At 62.4% G+C, this 22,325-nt stretch carries 26 protein-coding genes and 2 tRNA genes; 16 read left to right on the top strand and 12 right to left on the bottom strand.

Going from position 1 to position 22,325, the window contains the following annotated elements; translation table 11 throughout:
- Positions 1 to 7: 7 nt before the first annotated feature.
- The 3 genes from NKH60_RS04635 to NKH60_RS04625 are packed head-to-tail and all read right to left on the bottom strand — an operon-like array spanning position 8 to position 3,829.
- Positions 8 to 1,645, bottom strand: a complete 1,638-nt coding sequence (locus NKH60_RS04635; protein ID WP_352613951.1) for an ABC transporter substrate-binding protein — start codon at positions 1,643 to 1,645, stop codon at positions 8 to 10.
- A 34-nt stretch (positions 1,646 to 1,679) separates the two neighbouring features.
- On the bottom strand, positions 1,680 to 2,456 hold the full coding sequence (locus NKH60_RS04630; RefSeq protein WP_352613950.1) for a DUF427 domain-containing protein: 777 nt from the start codon (positions 2,454 to 2,456) through the stop codon (positions 1,680 to 1,682).
- A gap of 14 nt (positions 2,457 to 2,470) precedes the next feature.
- Positions 2,471 to 3,829, bottom strand: a complete 1,359-nt coding sequence (locus NKH60_RS04625) for an LLM class flavin-dependent oxidoreductase (protein WP_352613949.1) — start codon at positions 3,827 to 3,829, stop codon at positions 2,471 to 2,473.
- A 208-nt stretch (positions 3,830 to 4,037) separates the two neighbouring features.
- On the opposite strand from NKH60_RS04625, the gene NKH60_RS04620 reads away from it, so the two are divergent.
- The 3 genes from NKH60_RS04620 to NKH60_RS04610 all read left to right on the top strand — a co-directional run bounded on the left by NKH60_RS04620 (position 4,038) and on the right by NKH60_RS04610 (position 6,769).
- Complete coding sequence (locus tag NKH60_RS04620) at positions 4,038 to 5,840, top strand: dipeptide ABC transporter ATP-binding protein (protein WP_352613948.1); 1,803 nt, start codon at positions 4,038 to 4,040, stop codon at positions 5,838 to 5,840.
- 301 nt (positions 5,841 to 6,141) lie between these two features.
- Complete coding sequence (locus NKH60_RS04615) at positions 6,142 to 6,363, top strand: hypothetical protein (RefSeq protein ID WP_352613947.1); 222 nt, start codon at positions 6,142 to 6,144, stop codon at positions 6,361 to 6,363.
- A gap of 67 nt (positions 6,364 to 6,430) precedes the next feature.
- A complete protein-coding gene (locus tag NKH60_RS04610; RefSeq protein ID WP_352613946.1) occupies positions 6,431 to 6,769 on the top strand; it encodes a BRA0787 family protein in 339 nt (112 codons plus the stop codon).
- Positions 6,770 to 6,934: 165 nt separating this feature from the next.
- On the opposite strand, the gene NKH60_RS04605 is transcribed toward NKH60_RS04610, so the two are convergent.
- A tRNA-Thr gene (locus NKH60_RS04605) sits at positions 6,935 to 7,009 on the bottom strand.
- Between the two features lie 160 nt (positions 7,010 to 7,169).
- On the opposite strand from NKH60_RS04605, the gene NKH60_RS04600 reads away from it, so the two are divergent.
- The 10 genes from NKH60_RS04600 (at position 7,170) to NKH60_RS04555 (ending at position 13,386) form a co-directional block, all read left to right on the top strand.
- A complete protein-coding gene (locus NKH60_RS04600; protein ID WP_352871331.1) occupies positions 7,170 to 7,400 on the top strand; it encodes a hypothetical protein in 231 nt (76 codons plus the stop codon).
- Between the two features lie 157 nt (positions 7,401 to 7,557).
- A complete protein-coding gene (murA, locus tag NKH60_RS04595; protein ID WP_023677408.1) occupies positions 7,558 to 8,850 on the top strand; it encodes a UDP-N-acetylglucosamine 1-carboxyvinyltransferase in 1,293 nt (430 codons plus the stop codon).
- A gap of 301 nt (positions 8,851 to 9,151) precedes the next feature.
- On the top strand, positions 9,152 to 9,586 hold the full coding sequence (locus tag NKH60_RS04590) for a DUF2948 family protein (RefSeq protein WP_352470153.1): 435 nt from the start codon (positions 9,152 to 9,154) through the stop codon (positions 9,584 to 9,586).
- A gap of 4 nt (positions 9,587 to 9,590) precedes the next feature.
- Positions 9,591 to 10,883, top strand: a complete 1,293-nt coding sequence (gene hisD, locus NKH60_RS04585; RefSeq protein WP_352613944.1) for a histidinol dehydrogenase — start codon at positions 9,591 to 9,593, stop codon at positions 10,881 to 10,883.
- Positions 10,884 to 10,885: 2 nt separating this feature from the next.
- Entirely contained in the window at positions 10,886 to 11,371 is a 486-nt protein-coding gene (locus NKH60_RS04580; RefSeq protein ID WP_352613943.1) for a UPF0262 family protein, read from the top strand.
- A complete protein-coding gene (locus NKH60_RS04575) occupies positions 11,359 to 11,841 on the top strand; it encodes an arsenate-mycothiol transferase ArsC (protein WP_502907732.1) in 483 nt (160 codons plus the stop codon). Before NKH60_RS04580 ends, NKH60_RS04575 begins: the two co-directional genes overlap by 13 nt.
- Positions 11,842 to 11,930: 89 nt before the next feature.
- Entirely contained in the window at positions 11,931 to 12,149 is a 219-nt protein-coding gene (gene infA, locus NKH60_RS04570) for a translation initiation factor IF-1 (RefSeq protein WP_006200926.1), read from the top strand.
- A 25-nt stretch (positions 12,150 to 12,174) separates the two neighbouring features.
- A complete protein-coding gene (locus NKH60_RS04565; RefSeq protein ID WP_352470150.1) occupies positions 12,175 to 12,804 on the top strand; it encodes a Maf-like protein in 630 nt (209 codons plus the stop codon).
- Positions 12,801 to 12,992 (top strand): DNA gyrase inhibitor YacG, encoded by a 192-nt coding sequence (gene yacG / locus NKH60_RS04560; RefSeq protein ID WP_023677402.1) that lies wholly within the window; start codon positions 12,801 to 12,803, stop codon positions 12,990 to 12,992. Before NKH60_RS04565 ends, yacG begins: the two co-directional genes overlap by 4 nt.
- A gap of 318 nt (positions 12,993 to 13,310) precedes the next feature.
- Positions 13,311 to 13,386, top strand: a tRNA-Phe gene (locus NKH60_RS04555).
- Between the two features lie 193 nt (positions 13,387 to 13,579).
- On the opposite strand, the gene ggt is transcribed toward NKH60_RS04555, so the two are convergent.
- From ggt to NKH60_RS04515, 8 genes are all read right to left on the bottom strand, one after another.
- On the bottom strand, positions 13,580 to 15,172 hold the full coding sequence (ggt, locus tag NKH60_RS04550; RefSeq protein ID WP_352613942.1) for a gamma-glutamyltransferase: 1,593 nt from the start codon (positions 15,170 to 15,172) through the stop codon (positions 13,580 to 13,582).
- A 21-nt stretch (positions 15,173 to 15,193) separates the two neighbouring features.
- Complete coding sequence (locus NKH60_RS04545; RefSeq protein ID WP_352613959.1) at positions 15,194 to 15,913, bottom strand: ABC transporter permease; 720 nt, start codon at positions 15,911 to 15,913, stop codon at positions 15,194 to 15,196.
- A complete protein-coding gene (locus tag NKH60_RS04540) occupies positions 15,910 to 16,623 on the bottom strand; it encodes an ABC transporter permease (RefSeq protein ID WP_352925214.1) in 714 nt (237 codons plus the stop codon). Before NKH60_RS04540 ends, NKH60_RS04545 begins: the two co-directional genes overlap by 4 nt.
- A gap of 100 nt (positions 16,624 to 16,723) precedes the next feature.
- Positions 16,724 to 17,569, bottom strand: a complete 846-nt coding sequence (locus tag NKH60_RS04535) for a transporter substrate-binding domain-containing protein (RefSeq protein WP_352470146.1) — start codon at positions 17,567 to 17,569, stop codon at positions 16,724 to 16,726.
- A gap of 86 nt (positions 17,570 to 17,655) precedes the next feature.
- Positions 17,656 to 18,327: a GntR family transcriptional regulator gene (locus NKH60_RS04530; protein WP_352470145.1), complete on the bottom strand. Its 672-nt coding sequence runs from the start codon at positions 18,325 to 18,327 to the stop codon at positions 17,656 to 17,658.
- 512 nt (positions 18,328 to 18,839) lie between these two features.
- Positions 18,840 to 19,217 (bottom strand): VanZ family protein, encoded by a 378-nt coding sequence (locus NKH60_RS04525; protein WP_352613941.1) that lies wholly within the window; start codon positions 19,215 to 19,217, stop codon positions 18,840 to 18,842.
- A 656-nt stretch (positions 19,218 to 19,873) separates the two neighbouring features.
- Complete coding sequence (locus NKH60_RS04520; RefSeq protein ID WP_352501726.1) at positions 19,874 to 20,140, bottom strand: DUF6894 family protein; 267 nt, start codon at positions 20,138 to 20,140, stop codon at positions 19,874 to 19,876.
- A gap of 102 nt (positions 20,141 to 20,242) precedes the next feature.
- A complete protein-coding gene (locus NKH60_RS04515; RefSeq protein ID WP_352613939.1) occupies positions 20,243 to 20,434 on the bottom strand; it encodes a DUF3606 domain-containing protein in 192 nt (63 codons plus the stop codon).
- Positions 20,435 to 20,856: 422 nt separating this feature from the next.
- Between NKH60_RS04515 and NKH60_RS04510 the strand changes: the two genes are divergently transcribed.
- The 3 genes from NKH60_RS04510 to NKH60_RS04500 all read left to right on the top strand — a co-directional run bounded on the left by NKH60_RS04510 (position 20,857) and on the right by NKH60_RS04500 (position 22,265).
- A complete protein-coding gene (locus tag NKH60_RS04510; RefSeq protein ID WP_352470142.1) occupies positions 20,857 to 21,156 on the top strand; it encodes a DUF1236 domain-containing protein in 300 nt (99 codons plus the stop codon).
- Between the two features lie 139 nt (positions 21,157 to 21,295).
- The gene (locus tag NKH60_RS04505) at positions 21,296 to 21,742 is read left to right on the top strand and encodes a hypothetical protein (RefSeq protein WP_352613938.1); all 447 of its coding nucleotides are present in this window, start codon (positions 21,296 to 21,298) and stop codon (positions 21,740 to 21,742) included.
- Between the two features lie 181 nt (positions 21,743 to 21,923).
- Complete coding sequence (locus tag NKH60_RS04500; RefSeq protein ID WP_292663955.1) at positions 21,924 to 22,265, top strand: hypothetical protein; 342 nt, start codon at positions 21,924 to 21,926, stop codon at positions 22,263 to 22,265.
- Positions 22,266 to 22,325: the final 60 nt, after the last annotated feature.

Here is a 22,325-nt window from a genome sequence, read left to right as displayed (position 1 = left end):
GTCGCGATCATGCCTGGACGAAGGAAACGCGATCGAGCAGCAGATGCGAGATTGCGGTGAAGCGCACGCCCTCGACCTTCGAGCTGACAATCCGGCTGTATTGCGAGAAGTAGCTGATGATCGCCGGCGTCTCGTCAAGCAAAAGCGTCTGGATCTTGCCGGCAGCAAGGCGCTGGGCATTGAGGTCACGCGCCTTCGAGTAGTCGAGCAGCAGCGCATCATAGCCGGGGTTGTTGAAATGCGCCGCGTTCCAGGCTCCCGTACTCTTCAGCGTGGCGTTGAGGAAGATGTCGGGCGTGCCGCGATGGCCGTAGTCGGTGATGCCGAGAACCGAATCCAGCCAAGGCGAGCTGCCGAAGGTCGCCGAGCCGTAATAGGCGTCCTGCGGCAGGACATTGAGCTTGACATCGATGCCGATCTTTTTGGCGAAGTTCTGGATGATCACCGCATAGTCGGGAATGTCATAGGCGCGTTCGGTGGTCAGCGTCACCTCGAAGCCGTTCGGCACGCCAGCCTCGCCAAGCAGCCGCTTGGCTTCCGTGATATCGTGCTTGCGCTGCGGCACCGACGGATCGGCCGAAGGGAAGATCGGCGCGAACGGGGTGTCGTTGCCGACGATGGCGCGGCCCTTCAGCAGCCTCTTGACCACCGCCTCGCGGTCGATGGTGAGTGCCAGCGCGCGGCGGATGCGCTTGTCGGTGAACGGCGCCTGGTCGGTTCTGAGATGCACCTGGTCATGCGAGCTTGCCTGCACGCTGAGCAGCTTGAAGTTGGGGTTGCCCTCGATCGCCAGTTCCAACCGCGTCGTGCTGGGGATGACGTCGAGCTGGCCGGCCTGCAGCGTCAGCACCTGCGCCTGCTCGTCGTCGAAGAACTTGATCTCGATGCGGTCGGGAAGTGCCTTCTCGCCCCAGTAATCCGGATTGCGCACGAAGCTGGCGCCTTGCTTGGGACGGAAGGATTCGAGCTTGAACGGGCCGGTGCCGTTGAAATTTTTCTCGAAATCGCCGGCATAGTCGGCCGGCAGGATGACGGCGTTATAGACGTCGGAAGAGACATAGAAAGGGAAATTGCTGTTCGGACCGTCGAGATCGAAGGCGACCGTTTTGTCATCGACCAGCTTGGCGCCACCCTTGGACAGGATGCCCTTGTAGGCTGAGAGCGCCGACGAGCCGCTGGCGGGATCGACCAGCCGCTCGAAGCTCGCCACCACGTCCTTGGCGGTGACGGCGCGGCCATCGTGGAATTTCACTCCTTGCCGCAATTTGAAGGTCCAGCGGCTGGCTGTCTCGTCGGCCTCCCAGGACAAAGCGAGTTTCGGCTGGAGACCGTCCTTCGGATCGTCGAGGATCAGATATTCGCCGACCTGGCTGATCACCCCGATGCTGGCCGGATCGGTCACCGAAACCGGATCGATCGCCTTGGTCGGCTGACCGAGCCCGACACGAACCGTGCCGCCGGCGGCGGCCGCGGCGCGCGCGGCTCCGAACCCCTGCGAGATGGCAAAGCCTGTCAGGCCGAGCAGTGCGGCGTATTTCAGGAGATCGCGGCGCTTGAGAAAGCCGCCCTGATATTCGTCGACGGCGACATTCCAGATGTCCCCCGACAGGCTGCGAAGTGCGTCGATATCCCTGCGTTTGGTCATGTTAAAATCCTGCTTTGAAATGAAAATTGAAAACCTATGCGACGGGTTCGCCGTCGAGATGGATGCGGTCAACGGCCTGCGGATAGAAGGCGATGAGGCCTTTGATCTTCGGCATTTCGGCGATTGGTTCCCGGTAGCTCCAGGCGATGTCCGGGCGCACCGTTCCGTCGCTCAGCAGCCCCGACCAGTAGGAGGCGATGCCCTTGTAGGGACATCGCGTCGTTGTAACGGACGCCGTCAGCCGCTCCAGTCGGATGTCTTCCGCCGGCAGATAGAAACGCGTCGGCAGATGCGTCTCGAACAAAAGCACCGGGCGGTGACTGTCGGCGATCGGCTCGCCGTCGAACCAGACCTGCACATGGCTCGTGCTTTGCAGCACATCAATGCGCGCATAAGGGTCTCGCGCATGGACGAAGACCTCTTCGTCCTCCTCGAACCATTGGTCGACGGCCTTCCAGGTGAAGGCGATCCGCCCGGCCAGGGACGCCAGCGCTTCGTCCGGCGGCGAGATGAACGCCCACGCCGCGTTGGCACTCCGCCTGTCGCCGCTGTCGATATCCCAATAGGCCGTCTCGCCACCGACTGGATGCGGTTCGCGATGCAGCGAGGGCTTCAGCACCGACGGATCTACCGCTGACGGCGGGAAGAAATAGATCGGCAGGAAATGGTTGGAGCGCAGCACCAGCACGTTGCGGCCGTCGGCGATGGTGCGGCCGCCGAATTTGACGCGCACACGCTTGGGACTGTGCAGGACATTGACGAGCTGCGGCGCGGTGGCTTCGCGAGGCTGCAATCTTGGCGCGACGGTCATGATCGTTCTCCCGGTCAGGACACGGCGCGTGCGTTGTCGCGCTGCTCGGCGAAGCGGTTTGCCGGCCGCGCCAGACCGAAGCGGTCACGCAGCGTTCCCGGCGCGTATTCGGTCGGGAACACGCCGCGGCGCTGCAGCTCCGGCACCACCTGCTCGGCGAAATTCACCCAGTCCTCGGGCAGCAGCGGGAACATCAGGTTGAAGCCGTCGGCGGCGCCTGAAACGAACCAGTCCTGCAACTGGTCGGCGATCTGTTTGGGCGTGCCGGCGACGGTCGGCACCGAACCGCTGTTGGCGAGCTTGCGGGCGATGTCGCGTAGGCTGAGATTCTGCTTCGACCATTCCTTGACCCGGTTGAGCGATGTCCGTCCGCCATTGAAGGTGCTCTCGTCCGGCAGCGGCGGCAGCGGCCCGTCTGGCGGATAGACGGAGAGATCGATGCCGCTCCAGCTGGACAGAAGGTCGATGCCGACCTGATCGGGCAACAGGGTCTGGAGGTATTCCTGCTTTTCGCGACCTTCCGCCTCGGAAGCGGCGACAATCGGCAGAATGCCCGGCAGGATCTTGAAGCTCTCCGGCCGCCTGCCATAGCGGGCGAGGCGCTCGTTGATGTCCTGCCGGTATTTGATGCCGTCTTCCCTGGTGCTGTAGATGGCGAAATGCACGTCGGCCTGGGCGGCGGCGAAGTTCTTGCCGTCCTCGGACGAGCCTGCCTGGACGATCAGCGGGTGGCCCTGCGGCGGCCGCGAAACGTTGAGCGGCCCGCGCACCTTGAAGTGCTTGCCCTTGTGATCGATGGGGTGGACCTTGTCGGGATCGGCGAAATAGCCCGTCTCCTTGTCGATCAGCAGCGCCTCGTCTTCCCAGCTGTCCCAAAGCTCCTTGACGATATCGAGGAATTCGGCCGCGCGCTCATAGCGGAACGCATGTTCGATGTTGCCGTCGCGACCGAAATTGCGCGCCTCCTCGTCCATGGCCGATGTGACGACGTTCCACGACGCCCTGCCCTTGCTGATATGGTCGAGCGAGGCGAACATGCGCGCAACATTGTAGGGCTCGCTGTACGAGCTCGACACCGTGGTGATCAGGCCGATGTGTTTGGTCACGCCGGCCAGTGCCGACAGCAGCGTCAATGGCTCAAGGCGGGCATTGGCGTAGTGGGCGACACCGCTCTTGACCGAATCCCAGATCGAAACGTGGTCGGCGACGAAGATGGTGTCGATCCTGGCCCGCTCGGCCGCCTGCACGAGATCACGGTAGAACTCGAAGTCCAGCACCTCCCGGCCCGGCGCCCGCGGATGGCGCCACGACATCCGATGATCGCCCTGCGGGTTGAAGAAAAATGCGCTGAGGATCATGTGGTCTCGAGCCATGCCAGTCTCCTTCCAGATCTGCCCTGGAGCCAAATCTGCTCCGGAGATTGTCGCGCTGCTTCGGCAAGCGGCGACAATCGCTCTTGAGCCATGAAAGTTAGATTGCGCTCCGGCTTAATTCTAGTAATTTTATAGAGATAAAGCATTGCAAAAGTGGAAGCGATTGCCCTCGATCGCGACGCTGGAAGAAAGTGGTTTCAAGCTCCCAATGTCCTCCTCGGTTCTGAACGTCGACCAGCTTTCCATCGCCTATGACGGGCGCAATGGATCGCATCCCGCCGTCAGTGGCGTCTCCCTGCGCATAGGCGAAGGCGAAGCACTCGGCCTTGTCGGCGAGTCTGGATCGGGGAAAAGCTCGGTGGCGCTCGCCATCCTGCGCTATCTGCCGAAGAATGCCCGCATCGCGGCGTCAGCGCTGGAGTTCCAGGGCCGCGAAATCCGCGACCTTTCCGCCGAGCAGTTGCGCCAACTCAGGGGAAATCATATCGCCGCCGTCTACCAGCACCCGGGCGCGGCCCTCAACCCAAGCATGACGATCGGCCGCCAGATCACCGAGACGATCATGCGGCATCGCCCGGTGCGCCATGACGAGGCGCGCGAGCGGGCTTGCGAACTGCTCGGGCGCGTTCGGGTGAGCCATCCGGAGCGGGTGCTGGGGCTCTATCCACACGAACTCTCCGGCGGCATGCAGCAGCGCGCCAACATCGCCATCGCGATTGGGCTCGACCCGTCGCTGCTGGTGCTGGACGAGCCGACGACGGCGCTCGACGCCAGCGTCCAGTCCGAGATCATCGCTATCCTCTCCGGCCTGCGCAAGGACCACAAAACCAGCATTCTGCTGATCAGCCACGACATCAACATGATCCGCCGCACCTGCGACCGGGTGGCGGTGATGCAGTCGGGAACCGTGGTCGAAAGCGGCGCCGCCGGCGACGTCTTCGACAACCCCTCTCACGCCTATACGAAGGCGCTGATCGCCTCGATCCCGGCGCTCAACTACACGAAGCGGAATGGAAGACTGGCGGAGACGGACGGCCTGCCATCGCACTCGGCGGTCCAGAATGAAGACGCGGGCCGGCGCAAAGAACGCCGAATCGCGATCGCCTGCAAAGGCATCAGCCATGCGTTCGGCAGCCAACTGGTGCTCAGCAATATCGATCTCGACATCGGCCACGGCGAGACCTTCGGGCTGATCGGCGAATCCGGTTCCGGCAAGTCGACGCTGGCAAGGATCGTCACCGGCCTACAGATGCCAGACGCCGGATCGGTCGAGCTGTTCGGCAGGACGGTCGCACCGCGCGTCGAGAAGAGAAGTATTGGCGAACGCCGCGATGTGCAGATGGTTTTCCAGTCGCCGGATCGCACGCTCAATCCGCGTAAGCGGATCGGCAGGATACTCGGCCGCCCGCTGCGCCGGCTCGCCGGCCTGCGCAGCAGTGAGATAAAGGCCCGCGTCAGCGATTTGCTGCAATCGGTTCGCCTTGCCGGCGCCACAGCCGAGCAGAAGTCGCGATCACTATCCGGCGGCCAGCGGCAACGGGCGGCCATCGCACGGGCCTTCGCCGGCGTGCCGAAGGTCGTCGTGCTCGACGAACCCACTTCGGCGCTCGACGTTTCCGTCCAGGCAACCGTTCTCAACCTGCTCAACGACCTGCAGCGCGACAAGGACACGACCTATCTGTTCATCAGCCACGATCTCAGGGTCGTGCGCTACATGGCCGACAGGATCGGCGTGCTGTACCGCGGCCGCCTGGTCGAAACCGGCTCATCCGACCAGATTTTTCACGGACCCAATCATCCCTATACGAAACTGCTGCTGGCGGCGTCTTCAGACGATGCAGCGCCGAAGATCATCTCTCAGGCCGACATCGCGGCGGGCCCGAGCCAGAGATGCGCCTTCGCCGGCCGTTGCTCGCTCGCTGTTGCCGATTGCTGGAAAGCCGAACCGCCCCTCAGCCAAGCTGGCGACGAGCACCTGATCGCATGTTGGCGGCTCGACCAAGGTTCATGAAGGACGGATCATCATTCTGAAGATCCGTCGCGCTCGCGAGGAAGGCGCGATGGAGCTGATCCCCGTCGCAAAGTGCCAAGAGACCGGGAGCTGCGGCCGTTCGAGGCGCGGATAGCAGGAAGCTTGGCGATCAAGCATCCACCGTAGTCACAGGCAAGCTCGCATGGTATTTCGTCTGAGGCTCGCTCCTTACAAGCCAATGTCTACAAGTTTGATAGACATTTGCTAAGAAGCCGGTCATACTGCCCGCTTCAAGTGCCTGACTTTTCGCCGTCCATGTTCGCAGGATCAGGAGATGACGATGACGCAGACATTTCTGGAAGCCGTTCCGAGCTGTATCAGGATCGTGATCGGCGCCCTTTTCCCGCCCATGGAGCTTTCACGTTATGCGCCCGACCAGGCGCAGGCGGACGACGCATCTGACTCCGAGGCGAAATTTCGCCGCTCAGGACGGGATGAAGCCTTCTATTGGGGCATCGGCACTTGCGGCTATTGGGTAGGCGCCCGTCGCATCCGGCCATAGACCAATCATCGAAATGCGGGGGTTACCTGGCAGCATTGGCTGGCTGCCGCGATCCAGGAGGAGACCGATGACCACACGCCTTTTACCCGCACTGCATGAGGGCCATGCTCCGATTCATTTGCACGGAGCCTTCGACGATGCCTTGGAAGCTTACCAAACCTGGATTCCGGGAACGGACGAGCCGCACGTGGAATTTGAGGACCAGATGGTGCCGATCAGTTCGGTCTTCGGCCGCATGCGGACCTGCACCGATATTCTTCCTTGGCGCATCGAGGGCGATGTCCTAGAGGTTGTCGGCAATGCACTGGTTTTCGGCGGCGAAAAGGCGATCACTTACGCCGATGCCGCTCTGGTCCTTCGCGCTTTGTGCGTGAAGCGGCTCCGGAGCGGCGACGTCGGCAACTAACAGGCGACGCTGCATAGGTTCCCGTCAAAGCCGGAGGAGCCGGGCACAAGGCAGCTCGGCTCCGTATCATTCAGCCGGTATGCGTCGCGATCTGCCCTGATAGCCTCTATTTGCTCAGTCGGTCATGCGCGGCGATGGCCATAGCTCTGCATGGTGCGGATAGACTGGTGCTGCGAGAGAGGATTGAACTCTCGACCTCTCCCTTACCAAGGGAGTGCTCTACCACTGAGCTACCGCAGCCGCCGATGGCGGGGCTTCTGCCATATCGAACCGGCAAGCGCAAGGCCAAGACAAAGACGGGTTGAAAGGCCGCACCGGGCGATCGTTGCGGACATGGCCGTGCCACAATGTTGGCTATCCCTTTATATGCACCGGCGGGTCGCCGGCCGGGGGCAGAACGATGAACGGCAAGACAGTTTCTCCGAACAAGGATGGATCACCGAAGAAGGATGGTTCAGCGAAAAAGGCCGGAACGGGCCGCAAGGACCGGCTGGCCGAGCAGTTGCGCGCCAACCTGCAGAAGCGCAAGGCGCAATCGCGCTCACGAAGAGCCGGCGACGCCGACAAGCGGCGCGCCGGCGACGCCGCCGAGCGGCCCGACGGGCTGCAGGCGGCGATGAAAAAAGATTAACGCGAATCGGCTATGTTGGTCGCCGGTACTTTGGCCAAGTCGGCGTGGGCCAAAGTGGGGAGTAGCCTGTTTCTTGAACCAAGCCGGCCAATGATCTAGATGGCCGCAACAGACTCAACCGATTTAAACCGGCCTTGGCGCCGAGGGGACGCTCTTCATGGATCGCATCAGAATTGTCGGCGGCAACAAGCTTGCCGGAAGCATTCCGATCTCGGGCGCGAAAAACGCTGCGCTGCCGCTGATGATCGCCGCGCTTTTGACCGATGACACGCTGACGCTGGAAAACGTGCCGCATCTGGCCGATGTCGAGCAGCTGATCCGCATCCTCGGCAATCACGGCGTCGACTATTCGGTCAATGGCCGCCGCGAAAAGCAGCAGGAAGGCTATTCGCGCACCATCACTTTCTCGGCCCGCAACATCGTCGACACGACGGCGCCTTACGAGCTGGTGTCGAAGATGCGGGCGTCGTTCTGGGTGATCGGCCCGCTGCTGGCCCGCATGGGCGAGGCCAAGGTGTCGCTGCCCGGCGGCTGCGCCATCGGCACACGGCCGGTTGACCTCTTCCTCGAAGGCCTGCAGGCGCTGGGCGCCGATATCGACGTCGACACCGGCTACGTCATCGCCAAGACCAGGAACGGCCGGCTTGTCGGCAACCGTTATGTGTTCCCGAAAGTTTCGGTCGGCGCCACCCATGTGCTGATGATGGCGGCCTCGCTGGCCAAGGGCGAGACGGTGCTCGAAAACGCCGCGCGCGAGCCGGAGATCGTCAACCTCGCCGAATGCCTCAACGCCATGGGCGCGAAGATCTCGGGCGCCGGCACGGCGACCATCACCATCGACGGCGTCGAGGCGCTGTCGGGTGCGCGCGTCAGGGTAATCCCCGACCGCATCGAGACCGGCACCTATGCGATGGCGGTGGCGATGACCGGCGGCGACGTCGTGCTGGAAGGCGCGCGGCCCGACCTGTTGCAGACGGCGCTCGACATCATTTCGCAGACCGGCGCCGAGATCACGCAGACTAATTCAGGCATCCGCGTCAGGCGCAACGGCGCCGGCATTTCGCCGGTCGACGTGACAACGGCGCCCTTCCCGGCTTTCCCGACCGATCTGCAGGCGCAGTTCATGGGCCTGATGACGATGGCCAAGGGCAAGTCGCGCATCACCGAGACGATCTTCGAAAACCGCTTCATGCACGTCCAGGAACTCGCCCGGCTAGGCGCCCACATCACGCTGTCCGGCCAGACGGCGATCGTCGACGGCGTAGCGAAGCTGAAGGGCGCGCCGGTCATGGCGACCGATCTTCGGGCCTCGGTGTCGCTGGTCATTGCCGGCCTTGCGGCCGAAGGCGAAACCACGGTCAACCGCGTCTACCATCTCGACCGCGGCTTCGAGCGGCTGGAGGAAAAGCTGTCTGGCTGCGGCGCGGAAATCGAGCGCATTTCGGGGTAATGATAGCAGGCTCAGGTCGGCGCTGCCCCTCACCTGCCTGCCGGCATCTTCTCGCCGTATAGGGACGGGGAGAAGGGACGCCTCGCGAAGGATTTCGCCAATCTCCGGCGTTGCGGAGAGGGTGCCGAGGTTGCGGCCAGCCCCTACACCCGTCCCTATACGGGGAGAAGGTCCTGGCAGGAGGATGAGGGGCAGCGCCGACCGGGGCGATTGCCTGGCCAAGACCTCCGGCGCGGTTGCACGAGCCGGAAAGACCGCCTAACAGAAGGTCGAATAATCAACTCGCAGGTGCGAATTCCGCATGAATGGCCTCAAGCTTGTCGCGCTCGACGATCAGGATCTGAGCATCATCTCGGCGCATGTCCAGGATGCCGTCATGAAGGTCAGCGATCTCGAATACCTGCCTTCGGTAAAGCGCTTCGTGCTGACCATGAACCGCTTCGTCTGGGAGGCGAAATCCGGCTTCTTCCGCCAGCACAATGAGCGGCGGCAGGCCGTGCTGCATTTCGACCGGGTGCTCGGCGCCAAGACCAGCGGCATTGCCCGCGACAAGCCCGACGAAGTGCTGTCGCTGCTGGCGATCAGCTTTCTCGCGCTCGACAAACCGGCCGGCATCGTCGAGCTGATCTTTTCGGGCGGCGGCGCGATCATGCTCGATGTCGAATGCATCGAGGCACGGCTTGCCGATGTCGGCGGCGCCTGGGAAGCGACGTCGCGCCCGGTCCACAGGGTTTGAGCCGATGGCCATCACGCTTCGCCAGTCCGACGCCGATTTCGAGCAGCGCTTTGCCGCGTTCCTGCTGACCAAGCGGGAAGTCTCGGCCGATGTCGACGCCGTGGTGCGCGAGATCATCGCCAAGGTGCGTGCCGAGGGCGACGCGGCGCTGGTCGGGTACACGCAGAAATTCGGCGGCGGTGACCTGGCCAGGCTCGGCATCGCCGTCTCCAGGGACGACATTGCCAAGGCTTACGAGGCCGCCGATCCGCAGACGGTCGAGGCGCTGAAATTCGCGCGCGAGCGCATCCGCTCCCACCACCAGCGGCAGATGCCGCAGGACGACCGCTACACCGATGCCGCCGGCGTCGAGCTCGGCTCGCGCTGGACGGCAATCGAGGCCGTCGGGCTCTACGTGCCGGGCGGCACGGCGAGCTATCCTAGTTCGGTGCTAATGAACGCGGTGCCGGCCAAGGTCGCCGGCGTCGAGCGCATCGCCATGGTGGTGCCGGCCTCCGGCGGCGAGGTGCCGCCGCTGGTGCTGGTGGCAGCCGACCTTGCCGATGTCTCCGAAATCTACCGCGTTGGTGGCGCCCAGGCGATCGCGGCCCTTGCCTATGGTACCGAAACGATAAAGCCCGTCGCCAAGATCGTCGGCCCTGGCAATGCCTATGTCGCGGCGGCCAAGCGCCAGGTGTTCGGCACGGTCGGCATCGACATGATCGCCGGGCCGTCGGAAGTGCTGGTTGTCGCCGACGGCAGCAACGATCCGGACTGGATCGCCGCCGACCTCCTCGCCCAGGCCGAACACGATGTGTCGGCGCAGTCGATCCTGATCACCGACGACCGTGCCTTTGGCGCAGCGGTCGAACAGGCGGTGGAGCGGCAGTTGCAGAACCTGCCGCGCGGAGCAACGGCGGCGGCGAGCTGGCGCGATTTCGGCGCCGTCATCCTGGTGCCGACGATCGAGGCAGCACTGCCGCTGGTCGACCGCATCGCGGCCGAACATGTCGAGCTTGCCATCGACGACCCAGAGGGCTTCCTGGCGCGGATGCGCAATGCGGGTGCGGTGTTTCTCGGCCGTCATACGCCGGAAGCCATCGGCGACTATGTCGCCGGCTCCAATCACGTGCTGCCGACGGCGCGCTCGGCGCGCTTTTCGTCCGGGCTTTCGGTGCTCGATTTCGTCAAGCGCACCTCGATCCTGAAGCTCGGGCCGGAGCAGTTGCGGGCACTGGCGCCGGCGGCGATCACGCTCGCCAAGGCGGAAGGCCTCGATGCACATGGACGCTCCGTCGCCATCCGGCTGAACATGTAGAAATGTCCGACTACGACCAAACCCGCGCCAGGCTGATCGATGTCGAGCTCGACGAGACGATCGGCCGCTCGACGCCCGATGTCGAGCATGAGCGGGCGGTGGCGATCTTCGACCTGATCGAGGAGAACCGCTTCCAGCCGGTCAATGACGACGGCGCCGGGCCGTACCGGCTAAAACTGTCGCTGGCCGAATCCCGGCTGGTGTTCGCCGTGGCGCGCGAGGACGGCGCAGCCGTGGTCACCCACATCCTGTCGCTGACGCCGCTTCGGCGCATCGTCAAGGACTACTACATGATCTGCGAAAGCTATTACGATGCCATCCGCACCGCGACGCCAAGCCATATCGAGGCGATAGACATGGGCCGGCGCGGCCTGCACAATGAAGGCTCGCAGAGGCTGATGGACCGGCTTGCCGGCAAGATCGAGATTGACTTCGACACGGCGCGCCGGCTGTTCACGCTGGTTTGCGTGCTGCACTGGCGAGGCTGAAACTGGCCGCCCCGCTGCCCCGCCAGATCCTGCCCCGCTCGATCCTGTTTGTCTGCGGCATGAACGCCGTGCGCTCGCCGATGGCCGAATTGCTGGCGCGCAAGGTGCTCCCGCCTACCACCTTCGTCGCCTCGGCGGGAGTGCGCGGCGGCGAACGCGATCCGTTCGTCGATGCCGTGCTGGCCGAAGAAGGGCTGTCGCTCGGCGAACGGCACCCGAGAACGATGGATGACCTCGAGGACGATTATTTCGACCTGATCGTCACGCTGGCGCCGGAAGCCCACCACATCGCGCTCGAACTCACCCGCTCGCTGGCCGTCGAGGTCGAGTATTGGCCTATGCCCGACCCGACCGGCGTCAGCGGCACGCGCGATCAGATCCTGGCCGCCTACCGCGACGTGCGCGAGCGGCTGAAGGGGCGGATCGGCCGCCGTTTCCTCGGCAACGGGGCTGAAAACGCCGCGGATTAAGCATGTTCACAAGCGGGCGTTTATCATATAGGTTCCGCGCAACTTTCCGGCCGGGGCGCTGGAAGTACCCATCCAAGCAAAGGTATCGAATGCCGAAGGAAGAAGTCCTCGAGTTTCCGGGTGTCGTGACGGAACTGCTGCCCAACGCGATGTTCAGGGTCAAGCTCGAAAACGAACATGAAATCATCGCCCATACGGCCGGCCGCATGCGCAAGAACCGCATCCGCGTTTTGACCGGCGACAAGGTCCTGGTCGAGATGACGCCCTACGACCTGACCAAGGGCCGCATCACCTACCGCTTCAAGTAAGTTCAAGGACCCGGCCGGGATCGCGATGGGCATTTTGCAGAAGCTCGTGCTTGCCTCGGGTTCGCCACGCCGGATCGAGCTGCTGCAGCAGGCCGGCATCGAGCCGGACCGTGTGCTGCCGGCTGATGTCGACGAGACCCCGCTGCGCGCCGAACACCCGCGTTCGCTGGCCAAGCGCCTGGCGACGCAGAAGGCCGAGAAAGCGCTGGCCTCGCTGAAAACCGAGACGGACTACGCGCCGAGCTTCGTGCTGGCGGCCGACACGGTGGTTGCCGTCGGGCGACGCATCCTGCCCAAGGCCGAGACGCTCGACGACGCCGCCAACTGCCTTGGGCTTTTGTCCGGCCGTTCGCACCGCGTCTATTCCGGCATCTGCCTGATCACACCTGGCGGCAAGCAGCGCTTGCGGCTGGTCGAGACCAGGGTGCGCTTCAAGCGGCTGCCGCGCGAGGAGATCGAGGCCTACATCGCATCCGGAGAATGGCGCGGCAAGGCCGGCGGCTATGGCGTCCAGGGGCTTGCCGGCGCCTTCGTCGTCAAGCTTGTCGGCTCCTACACCAACGTCGTCGGCCTGCCACTCTACGAGACGGTAGCGCTTTTGAGCGGCGAAGGGTTTAAGGTGCACGCCAACTGGCTGTCGGGTGCGCGGATATGAGCCCGGACGACAAGGTCACGCCGTTGCGGCCCAAGCGGCCCTGCCCCGAATGCGGCAAGCCATCGGCGCGCGAAACCTACCCGTTCTGCTCGACGCGCTGCAAGGACATCGACCTCAACCGCTGGCTGAAGGGGGTCTACGTCATCCCGGGCCGCGACGACGAGGATGAGAACGACGACCAGAAATAGCACCGTCCACCTGCGGTTTTCCACAGGCTTGGGACGGTTTCGCAGCCGCGATCGTGACCGATGATCGGCCTTGCGGACTGCCTGTCGTTTCCCGCCTGAAATCAATGTCCAGAACTTGTTCCATCCGGACACTGTCGGACGGAACAGCTTCTGGCGTTTGTCTGAGCATGATCTTTTCCGAAAACCGGATTCCACTTTTCGGGATCATGCTCTAAGCGCTGGACAGGCCGGATTCCCGTGCTATAACCCACGCGCTTTCAAGGGGTGCCGACGGCGCTTTCATGAACCCGGTGTGCAGATTGCCGCCCACCGGAGCAGGCCCAGATAGCTCAGTTGGTAGAGCAGCGGACTGAAAATCCGCGTGTCGGTGGTTCGAATCCGCCTCTGGGCACCATTTTTTTCCTGTCCAACCCGGACACATAGGTCACGGTTAATACCAGAGACATGGGTGACAACCTCGCGCAGATCGGATTGTCGATGGCGTGCAAGAATTATCTGGACCATGGCGCCAGCGGCTCCTGCTCGCCGGCCAAATGTCGATGGAGAGCATCTTCGGCATCTTGGATCCCGCTCTGGCCATAACCGCTCTACAGACCGAGGGCGCAGCCGTCCTTGCGCGGTTCAGAACCGCCCAGCAGGGTCCCGTTTGCCCAATCAATGCGAATGGCCTGCGCACCGCCGATCGGGTCCGTGGCGGGAATGATTTCGAAACCGCGTCGGCTAAGTTCAGCTACGGTTTCGCCAGCGAGCCCGTGTTCGGCCTGGACGTTCATGGTGCCGCTGACGGGGGCGACCCGCGGCAGATCAATCGCCTCCTGCAGATCCATCCCGAAATCGAGCACCTTCGTCAGCAGGTGCGCGTGGCCCATTGCCTGGTAGTAGCCGCCCATAACGCCGAAAGGCATTTCTGCCCGGCCGTCTCTCGCAAGCATCCCGGGTATGATGGTATGCAAAGGTCGCTTGTTCGGCGCCACTGCATTGGGGTGCCTGGGGTCAAGCGAAAAGCTTTGCCCGCGATTGTGCAAGACGACACCGGAGCGTGGCGAGACCAGGCCCGAGCCAAAGCTGTCGAAGACCGAGTTGATGAAACTGACCGCATTGCGGTCCTTATCGACAACGGAAATATAGACCGTGTCGCTGTGCAGCGGCATATCGAACGCCGGCAGGTCCGCGCGGGCGCGCTTTAGGTCAATCATGCCGGCCAGACGATCGGCCCAGGCATTCGACAACATCTCGGCCACCGGGACCTCGGAAGTGTCGGGATCGGCGACGAGCAGGTCACGCGCGGCGTAAGCGAGGCGTGTTGCTTCGATTTCCAGGTGAAGCCGGTCCGCGGATTGCGGGTCGCCGTGCGCTTCGAAGCGCGAGAGGATGTTTAGAATGAGCAGCGCGATCACACCCTGGCCATTCGGCGGACATTCGAACACATCGCAGCCTCGGAACGCCGTGCTGATCGGGGTCACGTATTCGCCTGTTGCCGAGGCGAAATCTTCGAGTGTGTGCAATCCGCCGAGCCCACGAAGATAGGCGACCATGTCGTCGGCCACAGGGCCAGTATAGAAGGCCTCTCGTCCCTTCTTGGCGATCAGCCGCAGCGTTGCAGCCAACTCAGGCTGGCGATGCACTTCGCCAACACGTGGCGCGCGGCCGTTTGGCAGGAAAATCCGTTTCGCGGCTACATCGGAGGCCAGAAGTTCTTCTTCCAACGCCCAGTCACGATGGACCCGCGGTGAAATGGCGTAGCCTTCCTCGGCGAAACGTATAGCGGGGGCCAGGATTTGATCGAAGGGCATATGTCCATGATCAGCGTGCAATCTGGTCCAGGCATCGATGGCTCCCGGGATGGTGACGGAGCCGGGAGAATTGCGGGCCACCTCGGCCATGCCACGTTCGAGGAACCAGTCAATTGTCAGGGCGGCGGGTGTCCTGCCCGATCCGTTGTAGGCGATGACCTCGCCGGATCCGTTTCGCGACAGAAGAGCGAAGCAGTCGCCTCCAATGCCGGTCGAGGCTGGCTCGACGACACATTGCACCGCGCAGGCTGCGATGGCGGCATCCATGGCGTTGCCGCCGGCCGCCATGATCTCGACCGCCGTCAGGGTCGCCGACGGATGAGAGGTGGCGGCCATGGCCTCGCGTGAAACGACGACCGAGCGCGTTGGTTTCTCAAAATTTCGCATGCTATGCCCTTCTGATCGTGCTCAAGAGGCGGCGTCGCTCATCGTCGAGGGGCGGTGCCGCAGATGCCGCGACATCCAGTATTCGAGTGCCGCCAAGGCCCGAATGATCGCGAAATTCAAAGTGAGATAAATGGCGCCCGCGCAGATGAAGACTTCAAAGGCGCGGTAGGTCTGGGAGATCAATCCCTGGGCAATTCCAGTCACCTCCATCAAGGTCACGATGGAAGCCAGAGACGTGCCCTTGATCATCAGGATGATTTCATTGCCGTAACTCGGCAGCGCCTGGCGAAAGGCCAGCGGCAGGATAACGTGCCGATACGTCAAATAGGTGGACAGGCCGACAGACCGGGCCGCCTCGACAAGGCCGCGTGGCACCGATTGAATCGCGCCGCGGAGGATTTCGCTGCCATAGGCGGTGGTGTTGAGGGTCAGCGCGATGATTGCGCACCAGTAGGGTTCGCGGAAAACGGTCCATAATCCAATTGCCGACAGTTGGTGCCGGAACTGACCAAGGCCATAATAGGTCAGAAAAATCTGCACCAGCAGAGGCGTGCCCCTGAACACGGCAACGAAGCCACGGATCGGCAAGACGACGAAGGGCGATTCCGATTGCTGGGCAAGCGCCAATGTGACGGCAAGAATGAAGCCGGCAACGATGGAAGTCAGGGCCAGTTCCATCGTGAGCGGCAGGCCGGCGAGTAGCTTCGGCAGGATCTCGAGGAAAAAACTGAAATCTATCATGCCGACCGGACGCGCCACGGCGCCTTCCGTTCCAGACGGTAAAAGGCGTGGCCCGTGACGGAAGCGATAGCCAGATAGAGCAAGGCTGCAGCAATGTAGAAAATGAACGGTTCACGGGTCGAACCTGCAGCGATCTGCGCCTGGCGCATCAGTTCAACGAGGCCGATTACCGATATCAGCGACGAGTCCTTCAGAACCAACTGCCACACATTGCCGAGACCTGGCAGCGCGTATCTCAGGAGCTGGGGAAAAATAACCTGTCGCAGCCGCTGCAGCCGGTTGAGACCAAGCGCGCAAGCGGCATCGTGCTGTCCCTGGTCGATGGCGACGTAAGCCCCTCGATAGACCTCGGCTTGATAGGCGCCCGAGATGATCGCGATAGCCAAGGTTCCGGTGGCAAAGGCCGGAACGCCGACGAATCCGGACCCGCCCAGGCTATGACCAAGCGAGGTCAGGGCGACGCTACCTCCATAGTAAAGCAGATAAATGGTCAGAAGGTCGGGCACGCCCCTGAAAACCGTGCAATAGCCAAGGGCCAAGAACCTCAATATTTTGGAGTTGCGGAGACGCCCGGCCGCTGCCAGCCCGCCAAATACAGCGCCAAGCGCAAAGCCCAGCATAGACAGGAGCACTGTGACCGAGGCCGCCATGAGAAGAGCAGCCCCCCAACCTCCGTGCTGGAAACCAAGCAGCCGGAATGCGTCAACCATTGATACCCCCGGCATTGATACCCCCGGCATTGATGCCCCCGGCAGGACGAACGGCTCAGCTCCGGAACGTGGTCAGGAATGGCCGTTCGCCGGCAAGCGCTTACTTGACTGGAGTAACGTCGCTCTTGAGCCATTTAAGCGACAGGGTTTTGATCGTGCCGTCGGCGGTCGCGGCGTCGATGGCGCCGTTGAGCATGTCTTTCAGTTTGGTGTCCTCTTTGCGGATGCCGGCCCCGGAGCCAAGACCGAAGAGACCCCCGACAAATCCTGGTCCTGCAAGCGTATAGTCGCTGAACTCCGGCTTGCTCAGCGTGGCGGCCAGCGCTGTCTGTTGCGCGAAGAGCGCGTCGATGCGACCCGCGGCAAGATCGAGATCGTGTTGCTCGGTGGTCTTGTATTCGCGAATCTCGGCGACGTCCGAGAAGTATTTTTTCAGGAATTCCAGGTTCGCCGTTGCAGCCTGAACTCCAATGATCTTTCCCTTCAGCAATGGCTTGAGCTTGTCGATTGCCGCCTGCGAAGTGGCTTCATTGTCCAGCTTGAACCGCTCGTTGGAAATGCCGAGCTTGCCCAGTTCGCTATCCTTGGCGACCGCGAAACCTGAGGGGTCAACCGCATATGGCTGGGTAAAATCAATGACCTTCAGACGTTTTTCAGTGATGAACATGCTCGCCATGATCACGTCGAACTTGCCGACGGTCAGCGCGGGGATCATGCCGTCCCAGTCCTGTGCGACGATCTTGCACTCGATCTTCATTCGCCCGCACAGATCATTGGCGAGATCGACTTCGAAGCCGTCCAGCTTGCCGTCGGCTGTTGTGAAATTCCAGGGCGCGTAGGCTCCTTCGGTGGCAATGGTAATTGCCTTTGGTGTTTCTTGTGCAACGGCGGCCTGGACCAGGCCAAACAGGACCGACGCAATGGCTGCGATGCGGCTAATTTTCATGTCATTCTCCTCTTTTTTGCCGGTACGGCAGTTCCCTTTCGTCGTGCCGGATTATCTTTCGGCTTCAACGAGTTAGATGGTATTCCCTAGCGGCGGCCGGGACTTGCGAAGTTGGCCAGAAGCGGCGCTGTCTCGACGATATGATCCCGCATGACGATCTCAGCCTTGCCGGCGTCACCTGACCGCAGCACGTCGATCAGGATCTCGTGCTCGGCACGCGCGCTGGCGGGTTTGTCGACATAGTCGAACCAGATGCGCAGGTAGGGCTCGATCACGACGTGCAGGCTGGCAATCTGCCGGACGAGTTTGGGTCGGTTGCTCAGTTGGCAAATCTGCAAATGGAAGGCCTGATGGCGCACGACCCAGTCGCTGCTGCCGGTCTGGCTGGCGCGCTCCATGCGGTCCAGCTGGCGTTCCAGTTCTTCAAGCACTTCGGCATCGATGTGCGGCATGGCAAGCCTCACCGCCAGCCCTTCGAGCACCGAGCGTATTTCAAAGGTTTCGTAGATCTCATCGAGGGTAAGCCCGGCGACGATGCAGCCACGGTTCGGGCGAATGACCACAAGACCTTCCGCGGCCAGTTGGCGGAATGCTTCGCGAACCGGCATGCGGCTCATGCCGATTTCCGTCGCGATCTCTTCCGGGATCAGCCGGTCCCCGGCCCGATAACGCCCCATCCTCAGGGCCCGCTGAATGTGGCGATAAGCTTCCTCCTCGGCGGTCGTGATGCCCAACGGCTCGATTGCGTCAGCTGCCATGTCCCAGGTCCGATCAGAGCGTATCTGTGTATCCACTTATCCAGTTGTCGAAACCTGTGTCAAGCACCGATGCTTGGGCGCTTTAGAATTTCTCTTGTGAGAATAAGCACTTGGCAGGGGAAATCGGGCTAAGCACACCGTGATCGGCTAAGCCGCTGATCGGCCTACTTTTCAACGTCCGGCAAAAAGGCCCGCCGCTCCATTTGCGAAGCGGCGAGGCCCCATATTCGGGGACGATTGCCGGGATTTCCCGGCATTGCCTGCAGTGCAATTCAGGTGCCAGATTTGTTGATCCAAAACGGGTCACCGCACCGGAGGCGCCAATGCGGACCTTCCGCGATCACGCTACTGCCGCGCTTTGCCGTTCCTGCTATGTTACTTTGCGGCGGACGTAATTTTTCCGCCTGGCCGGCGCCCCATCAGGCAACTTACCCCAACGCGCCCCCCAGTGGCGCCGGCCAATTTCCCCTTATTGGGGCACGGGCGCGCCGATTCCGTTATGCGCTTTCGAGCTATGGCAATCCGCCGGCGAGCCGCCTTGTCCAGCCTGCAACCATCAGTCCGCACGCGATTCCCGCGCAGTCGGCGACCCAGTCGAATAGATCCGGGTCGCGCCCTATCAGTCGCACGGCCTGAAGCCCCTCGATCGCCGCGCCCGTGAGAACGAGGAGTACGATCAGCTTCGCCTTGCGTTCCGGCCAGCCGAGACTTCCGAGAGCCGCCAGGACGACGAAGGCGGCGGCGTGATTGAGCTTGTCGTGATCAAACGTGAAAGCCAGGCCAAGGCCCCGCAGGACTTGCTCCGGCAAAAGGGCGAACAGCAGAACGCCGGCAAACGCGGCCGTAAAGGCAAACCTTGCCACGATCTGATAAGAATCCAGGCGCGACAAGGATAGAATGGCCTTTCATCCGAAATCTGCAGGGAATACCGCCGGCCGCCATAGTCGCGAGCGAGCGCGGTGTCCAATTTCCGCCGTCGGGGCGTCCGATGCATCGTCAGAATGAATGAATGCCGCGGGTCAGCCGCTGGGCAGGCCGAACTGCTGGGAGTGCTCTGCAATGGTGCGGCTTCCGCGATCACGCAATTACCTGCTGCGCCGGCGCGGCTACAATCTGGCTGCGGCGGACCTGATTTCCGCTTGACCGGCGCTGCGTCAGGGCACCTTACCCCATGCCACACGAAGCGGCGCCGGCCAGAATTCCATCGATTGCGTGATGACCGACCCGCGTCAAAAAAGCCCGCCGCCCTGTCGGACGACGGGCTCCGTTGCCTGGGCGCCAGGGCGCCGCGGTAACGACAGATGTTACTAATGCTCCCGCAGGCCTCCAATATGCTGCTGCCGAACGGCGTTGCGCATCGGCTAAACAAACGAAGCCCGCGCCTCTGGCGGAGGGCGCGGGCCGATCGGGTTGCACCCGATCTGCAGCAGAAACCTGGGAGGTTCCCGCTGCTTAAGATAACAATTAGAGATTTCTAATGTTCCGCGCCAGGGGAAGATGCCGCTGCACCAGAAATCTGATGCTCGGCGCGATGATGATCGAGCCGTTAGTTCGTGCGCAAGTCGATCCGGAAAATCCGCTCGTCGAAGTGCCGCGTTTCAACGGCAAAGGTCAAAGCCACTTCAAGGACCAGACCGCCACGGTCGTCCCGGACCTTGACTGCAATCCTGCGATGAGGAAGGCCATCCCTGGCCATCTCGGCCAATGTGCGAAGGGCTTCTTTCCTGACCAGCGGGAGATCGTCATATAACGTTCCCTGATCGTCGGAATAGACAATTCCGTCTTCATCGGAATCGAAGAAGTAGCGGGGCATTGCGCTTGGCCGAAGCGGCGGCATCCGGGCACGTTGTCGATAGCTGGCCGGATCTCGGCCGATCGCGATCAGTGCCTTTCCACCGTTGGCTTCGCCGCCAGCTCACTTGCGCTCGCGCAATGCCTTCACCGCCTGCGAGAGGATTATCCGGTCGCCGCCGGTCCTTTTGATCAGCTTGCTCACCTGGCTGGGCGAAACACCATTTTCCCGCGCGAAATATTCGACCTCATAATATTCATCCGCCGAAACGCGATTTCGGTCGCTGAAGTCTCGCTTGCTCTTGTCATCGGCCATTTCCGCTCTCCTCGCCCCTTCTCTTCGCTTCAGGGGGTCAACTTTGGTGCACGCAGCAATTTGAGGGTTCGCCCGCCACAAAGTGACGCGCGAACCCTTATCGGCGCAGGAAGGGACAGTGCTGCGCAGATGCCGGATTCGATCGGAATGGAAACAGCCAGGACCGGTGCGAGCAACCGTCGACCTTTTCCATGGAATCCTCCCGGAACGTGCAGCCAGCAACGGCCACGCGCCGCCACGGTTCCGGGTCACGCGGCAAACCCACCCTTTGCGCGCAAGGATCAGACTTAGGTCCTGCGGCAACACGTCGGTTGGTCCCTGCCGGGCGGGACCGAAGCCCCGTCGACGGAACGTTTTCAGCTGCCTTCCGTTCGAGTGAGCCTTGGCGTGAAGAGCGGACCGAGTTCGCAAAGGAGACGACCATGAGAATGCATCTTTCCACCGCGGTGGCGGGATTTTTGCTGCTGGCAGGCATCGGCGCCGCTGCGGCGCAAGACGTTGTCATCGAACCGCAGCAGGAAACGATCATCAAGGAGTATGTGAAAAAGCAGCCGCTGGCCTCGGTGAAAATCCCTGGGGTGGAGCTCAATATCGGCTCGACGCTCCCCGATACCGTCGAGCTTCATGAAGTCCCCAACGTCAAATATCGCTATGTCGTCGTCGACAACCGCACCGTCGTTGTCGACCCAGGCACGCGCAAGATCGTCAAGATCATCGAGTGACGTGAAAGCTCGGGCAGTGGCCGCCCGCCGCTCGTAAATTCGGGGGGGGCGACGTATGCGTTAGGCGGTTCCTCGGCGTCGTCGCTCAGCAGGAACCCGCCGCACCGTCGAGGGCCGGGGGGCCTCACAGGCAGTTTCAATGCGAACAATCAGCAGACTTTTTGATTCCCATGACCAGGCGGCGCGAGCCGTCGAAGCACTTCAGGCGGCAGGAATTGCGCGCCACCAGATCAGTATCATCGGACCCTACGACGACGAAATCGGCGCCGTCTTGCGCGTTCCAGGCACCGGTGCCGCCCTTGGCGCGGCGGGTTTGTTGGCCGGCCTCGGCGCCTTCGATATCCCCGGCATCGATCCCCTCGGCGCGGGATGGCTGGCATCGGCCCTCGTCGGTGCAGCCTTGGGCTGCGTTGCCGGCAGACTTTTCGGCGCATTGTCCGATATCGGCAAGCAGCCAGGCAAGCCAGATGCCGCACAAGGTGTGATCCTGGTGCTGGCGCATGTCGATGAAAGGCAGGCAGACAGCGCACAGGCGGTGCTTGGGGCTTCCGTTCAGGCAACGCAGTCTTTGGCCAGGGCGGCATGAAGGTTCAGCTCGGGCAAGGCGCTTGACCAGGCCGCGCAGCGGGGCGGCGATCCAAGCGCGAATTCAAAAATCTCTGGCAAGCCGCCGCCAGAAAGTGTTGAACACCGTGCCGATCACATTCGGCGAGCGGTTGCGCTCGGCGAGGCTTGATGATTTGCTGTCGGTTTGCGGAGAACGAATAATGCATGAGCCTGTCGGTCAAGACGAATATGGGTCGACCAGCCCGTTCGATCCGGACGATCTGTCGAGGTTGAACGCAATCGGCCCGAGCGCTGGCAGCAACGATTTCGAGAAATACGCAGTCGCCGTGATCATCGTGTTCGGCGCCCTGATCATCGGTGGCCTGATGGCTGCCGGCTTGAGCTTCGGGCGCCGCAGCACCTTCTTTTTCGCGCTTGGTGGCGCCACCGCGGCATGGATATCCGGCAATGCGCTTCTGCTCGACCGGCCACGCATCTACGCCCTGTTCGTCGGCATCGCGGCGCTGATGCTGATAGCGTCGACGATCGCGCTGGTCACCTGATTCAGAGCGAAATCTTATTGTTGACCATGATCTTATCCGAAAAACCGATTCCCACTTTTG

Source organism: Mesorhizobium sp. M1006, from assembly GCF_040318825.1.
Lineage (GTDB): Bacteria > Pseudomonadota > Alphaproteobacteria > Rhizobiales > Rhizobiaceae > Mesorhizobium.
Note: the sequence above shows the minus strand (reverse complement) of the source record. Positions and strands in the feature narration are given on the sequence as shown.

Coding starts and splice junctions, on each gene's coding strand:
- NKH60_RS04635 (WP_352613951.1), bottom strand. CDS start 1,645: ATGACCAAACGCAGGGATATCGACGCACTTCGCAGCCTGTCGGGGGAC.
- NKH60_RS04630 (WP_352613950.1), bottom strand. CDS start 2,456: ATGACCGTCGCGCCAAGATTGCAGCCTCGCGAAGCCACCGCGCCGCAG.
- NKH60_RS04625 (WP_352613949.1), bottom strand. CDS start 3,829: ATGGCTCGAGACCACATGATCCTCAGCGCATTTTTCTTCAACCCGCAG.
- NKH60_RS04620 (WP_352613948.1), top strand. CDS start 4,038: ATGTCCTCCTCGGTTCTGAACGTCGACCAGCTTTCCATCGCCTATGAC.
- NKH60_RS04615 (WP_352613947.1), top strand. CDS start 6,142: ATGACGCAGACATTTCTGGAAGCCGTTCCGAGCTGTATCAGGATCGTG.
- NKH60_RS04610 (WP_352613946.1), top strand. CDS start 6,431: ATGACCACACGCCTTTTACCCGCACTGCATGAGGGCCATGCTCCGATT.
- NKH60_RS04600 (WP_352871331.1), top strand. CDS start 7,170: ATGAACGGCAAGACAGTTTCTCCGAACAAGGATGGATCACCGAAGAAG.
- murA (WP_023677408.1), top strand. CDS start 7,558: ATGGATCGCATCAGAATTGTCGGCGGCAACAAGCTTGCCGGAAGCATT.
- NKH60_RS04590 (WP_352470153.1), top strand. CDS start 9,152: ATGAATGGCCTCAAGCTTGTCGCGCTCGACGATCAGGATCTGAGCATC.
- hisD (WP_352613944.1), top strand. CDS start 9,591: ATGGCCATCACGCTTCGCCAGTCCGACGCCGATTTCGAGCAGCGCTTT.
- NKH60_RS04580 (WP_352613943.1), top strand. CDS start 10,886: ATGTCCGACTACGACCAAACCCGCGCCAGGCTGATCGATGTCGAGCTC.
- infA (WP_006200926.1), top strand. CDS start 11,931: ATGCCGAAGGAAGAAGTCCTCGAGTTTCCGGGTGTCGTGACGGAACTG.
- NKH60_RS04565 (WP_352470150.1), top strand. CDS start 12,175: ATGGGCATTTTGCAGAAGCTCGTGCTTGCCTCGGGTTCGCCACGCCGG.
- yacG (WP_023677402.1), top strand. CDS start 12,801: ATGAGCCCGGACGACAAGGTCACGCCGTTGCGGCCCAAGCGGCCCTGC.
- ggt (WP_352613942.1), bottom strand. CDS start 15,172: ATGCGAAATTTTGAGAAACCAACGCGCTCGGTCGTCGTTTCACGCGAG.
- NKH60_RS04545 (WP_352613959.1), bottom strand. CDS start 15,913: ATGATAGATTTCAGTTTTTTCCTCGAGATCCTGCCGAAGCTACTCGCC.
- NKH60_RS04540 (WP_352925214.1), bottom strand. CDS start 16,623: ATGGTTGACGCATTCCGGCTGCTTGGTTTCCAGCACGGAGGTTGGGGG.
- NKH60_RS04535 (WP_352470146.1), bottom strand. CDS start 17,569: ATGAAAATTAGCCGCATCGCAGCCATTGCGTCGGTCCTGTTTGGCCTG.
- NKH60_RS04530 (WP_352470145.1), bottom strand. CDS start 18,327: ATGGCAGCTGACGCAATCGAGCCGTTGGGCATCACGACCGCCGAGGAG.
- NKH60_RS04520 (WP_352501726.1), bottom strand. CDS start 20,140: ATGCCCCGCTACTTCTTCGATTCCGATGAAGACGGAATTGTCTATTCC.
- NKH60_RS04515 (WP_352613939.1), bottom strand. CDS start 20,434: ATGGCCGATGACAAGAGCAAGCGAGACTTCAGCGACCGAAATCGCGTT.
- NKH60_RS04510 (WP_352470142.1), top strand. CDS start 20,857: ATGAGAATGCATCTTTCCACCGCGGTGGCGGGATTTTTGCTGCTGGCA.
- NKH60_RS04505 (WP_352613938.1), top strand. CDS start 21,296: ATGCGAACAATCAGCAGACTTTTTGATTCCCATGACCAGGCGGCGCGA.
- NKH60_RS04500 (WP_292663955.1), top strand. CDS start 21,924: ATGCATGAGCCTGTCGGTCAAGACGAATATGGGTCGACCAGCCCGTTC.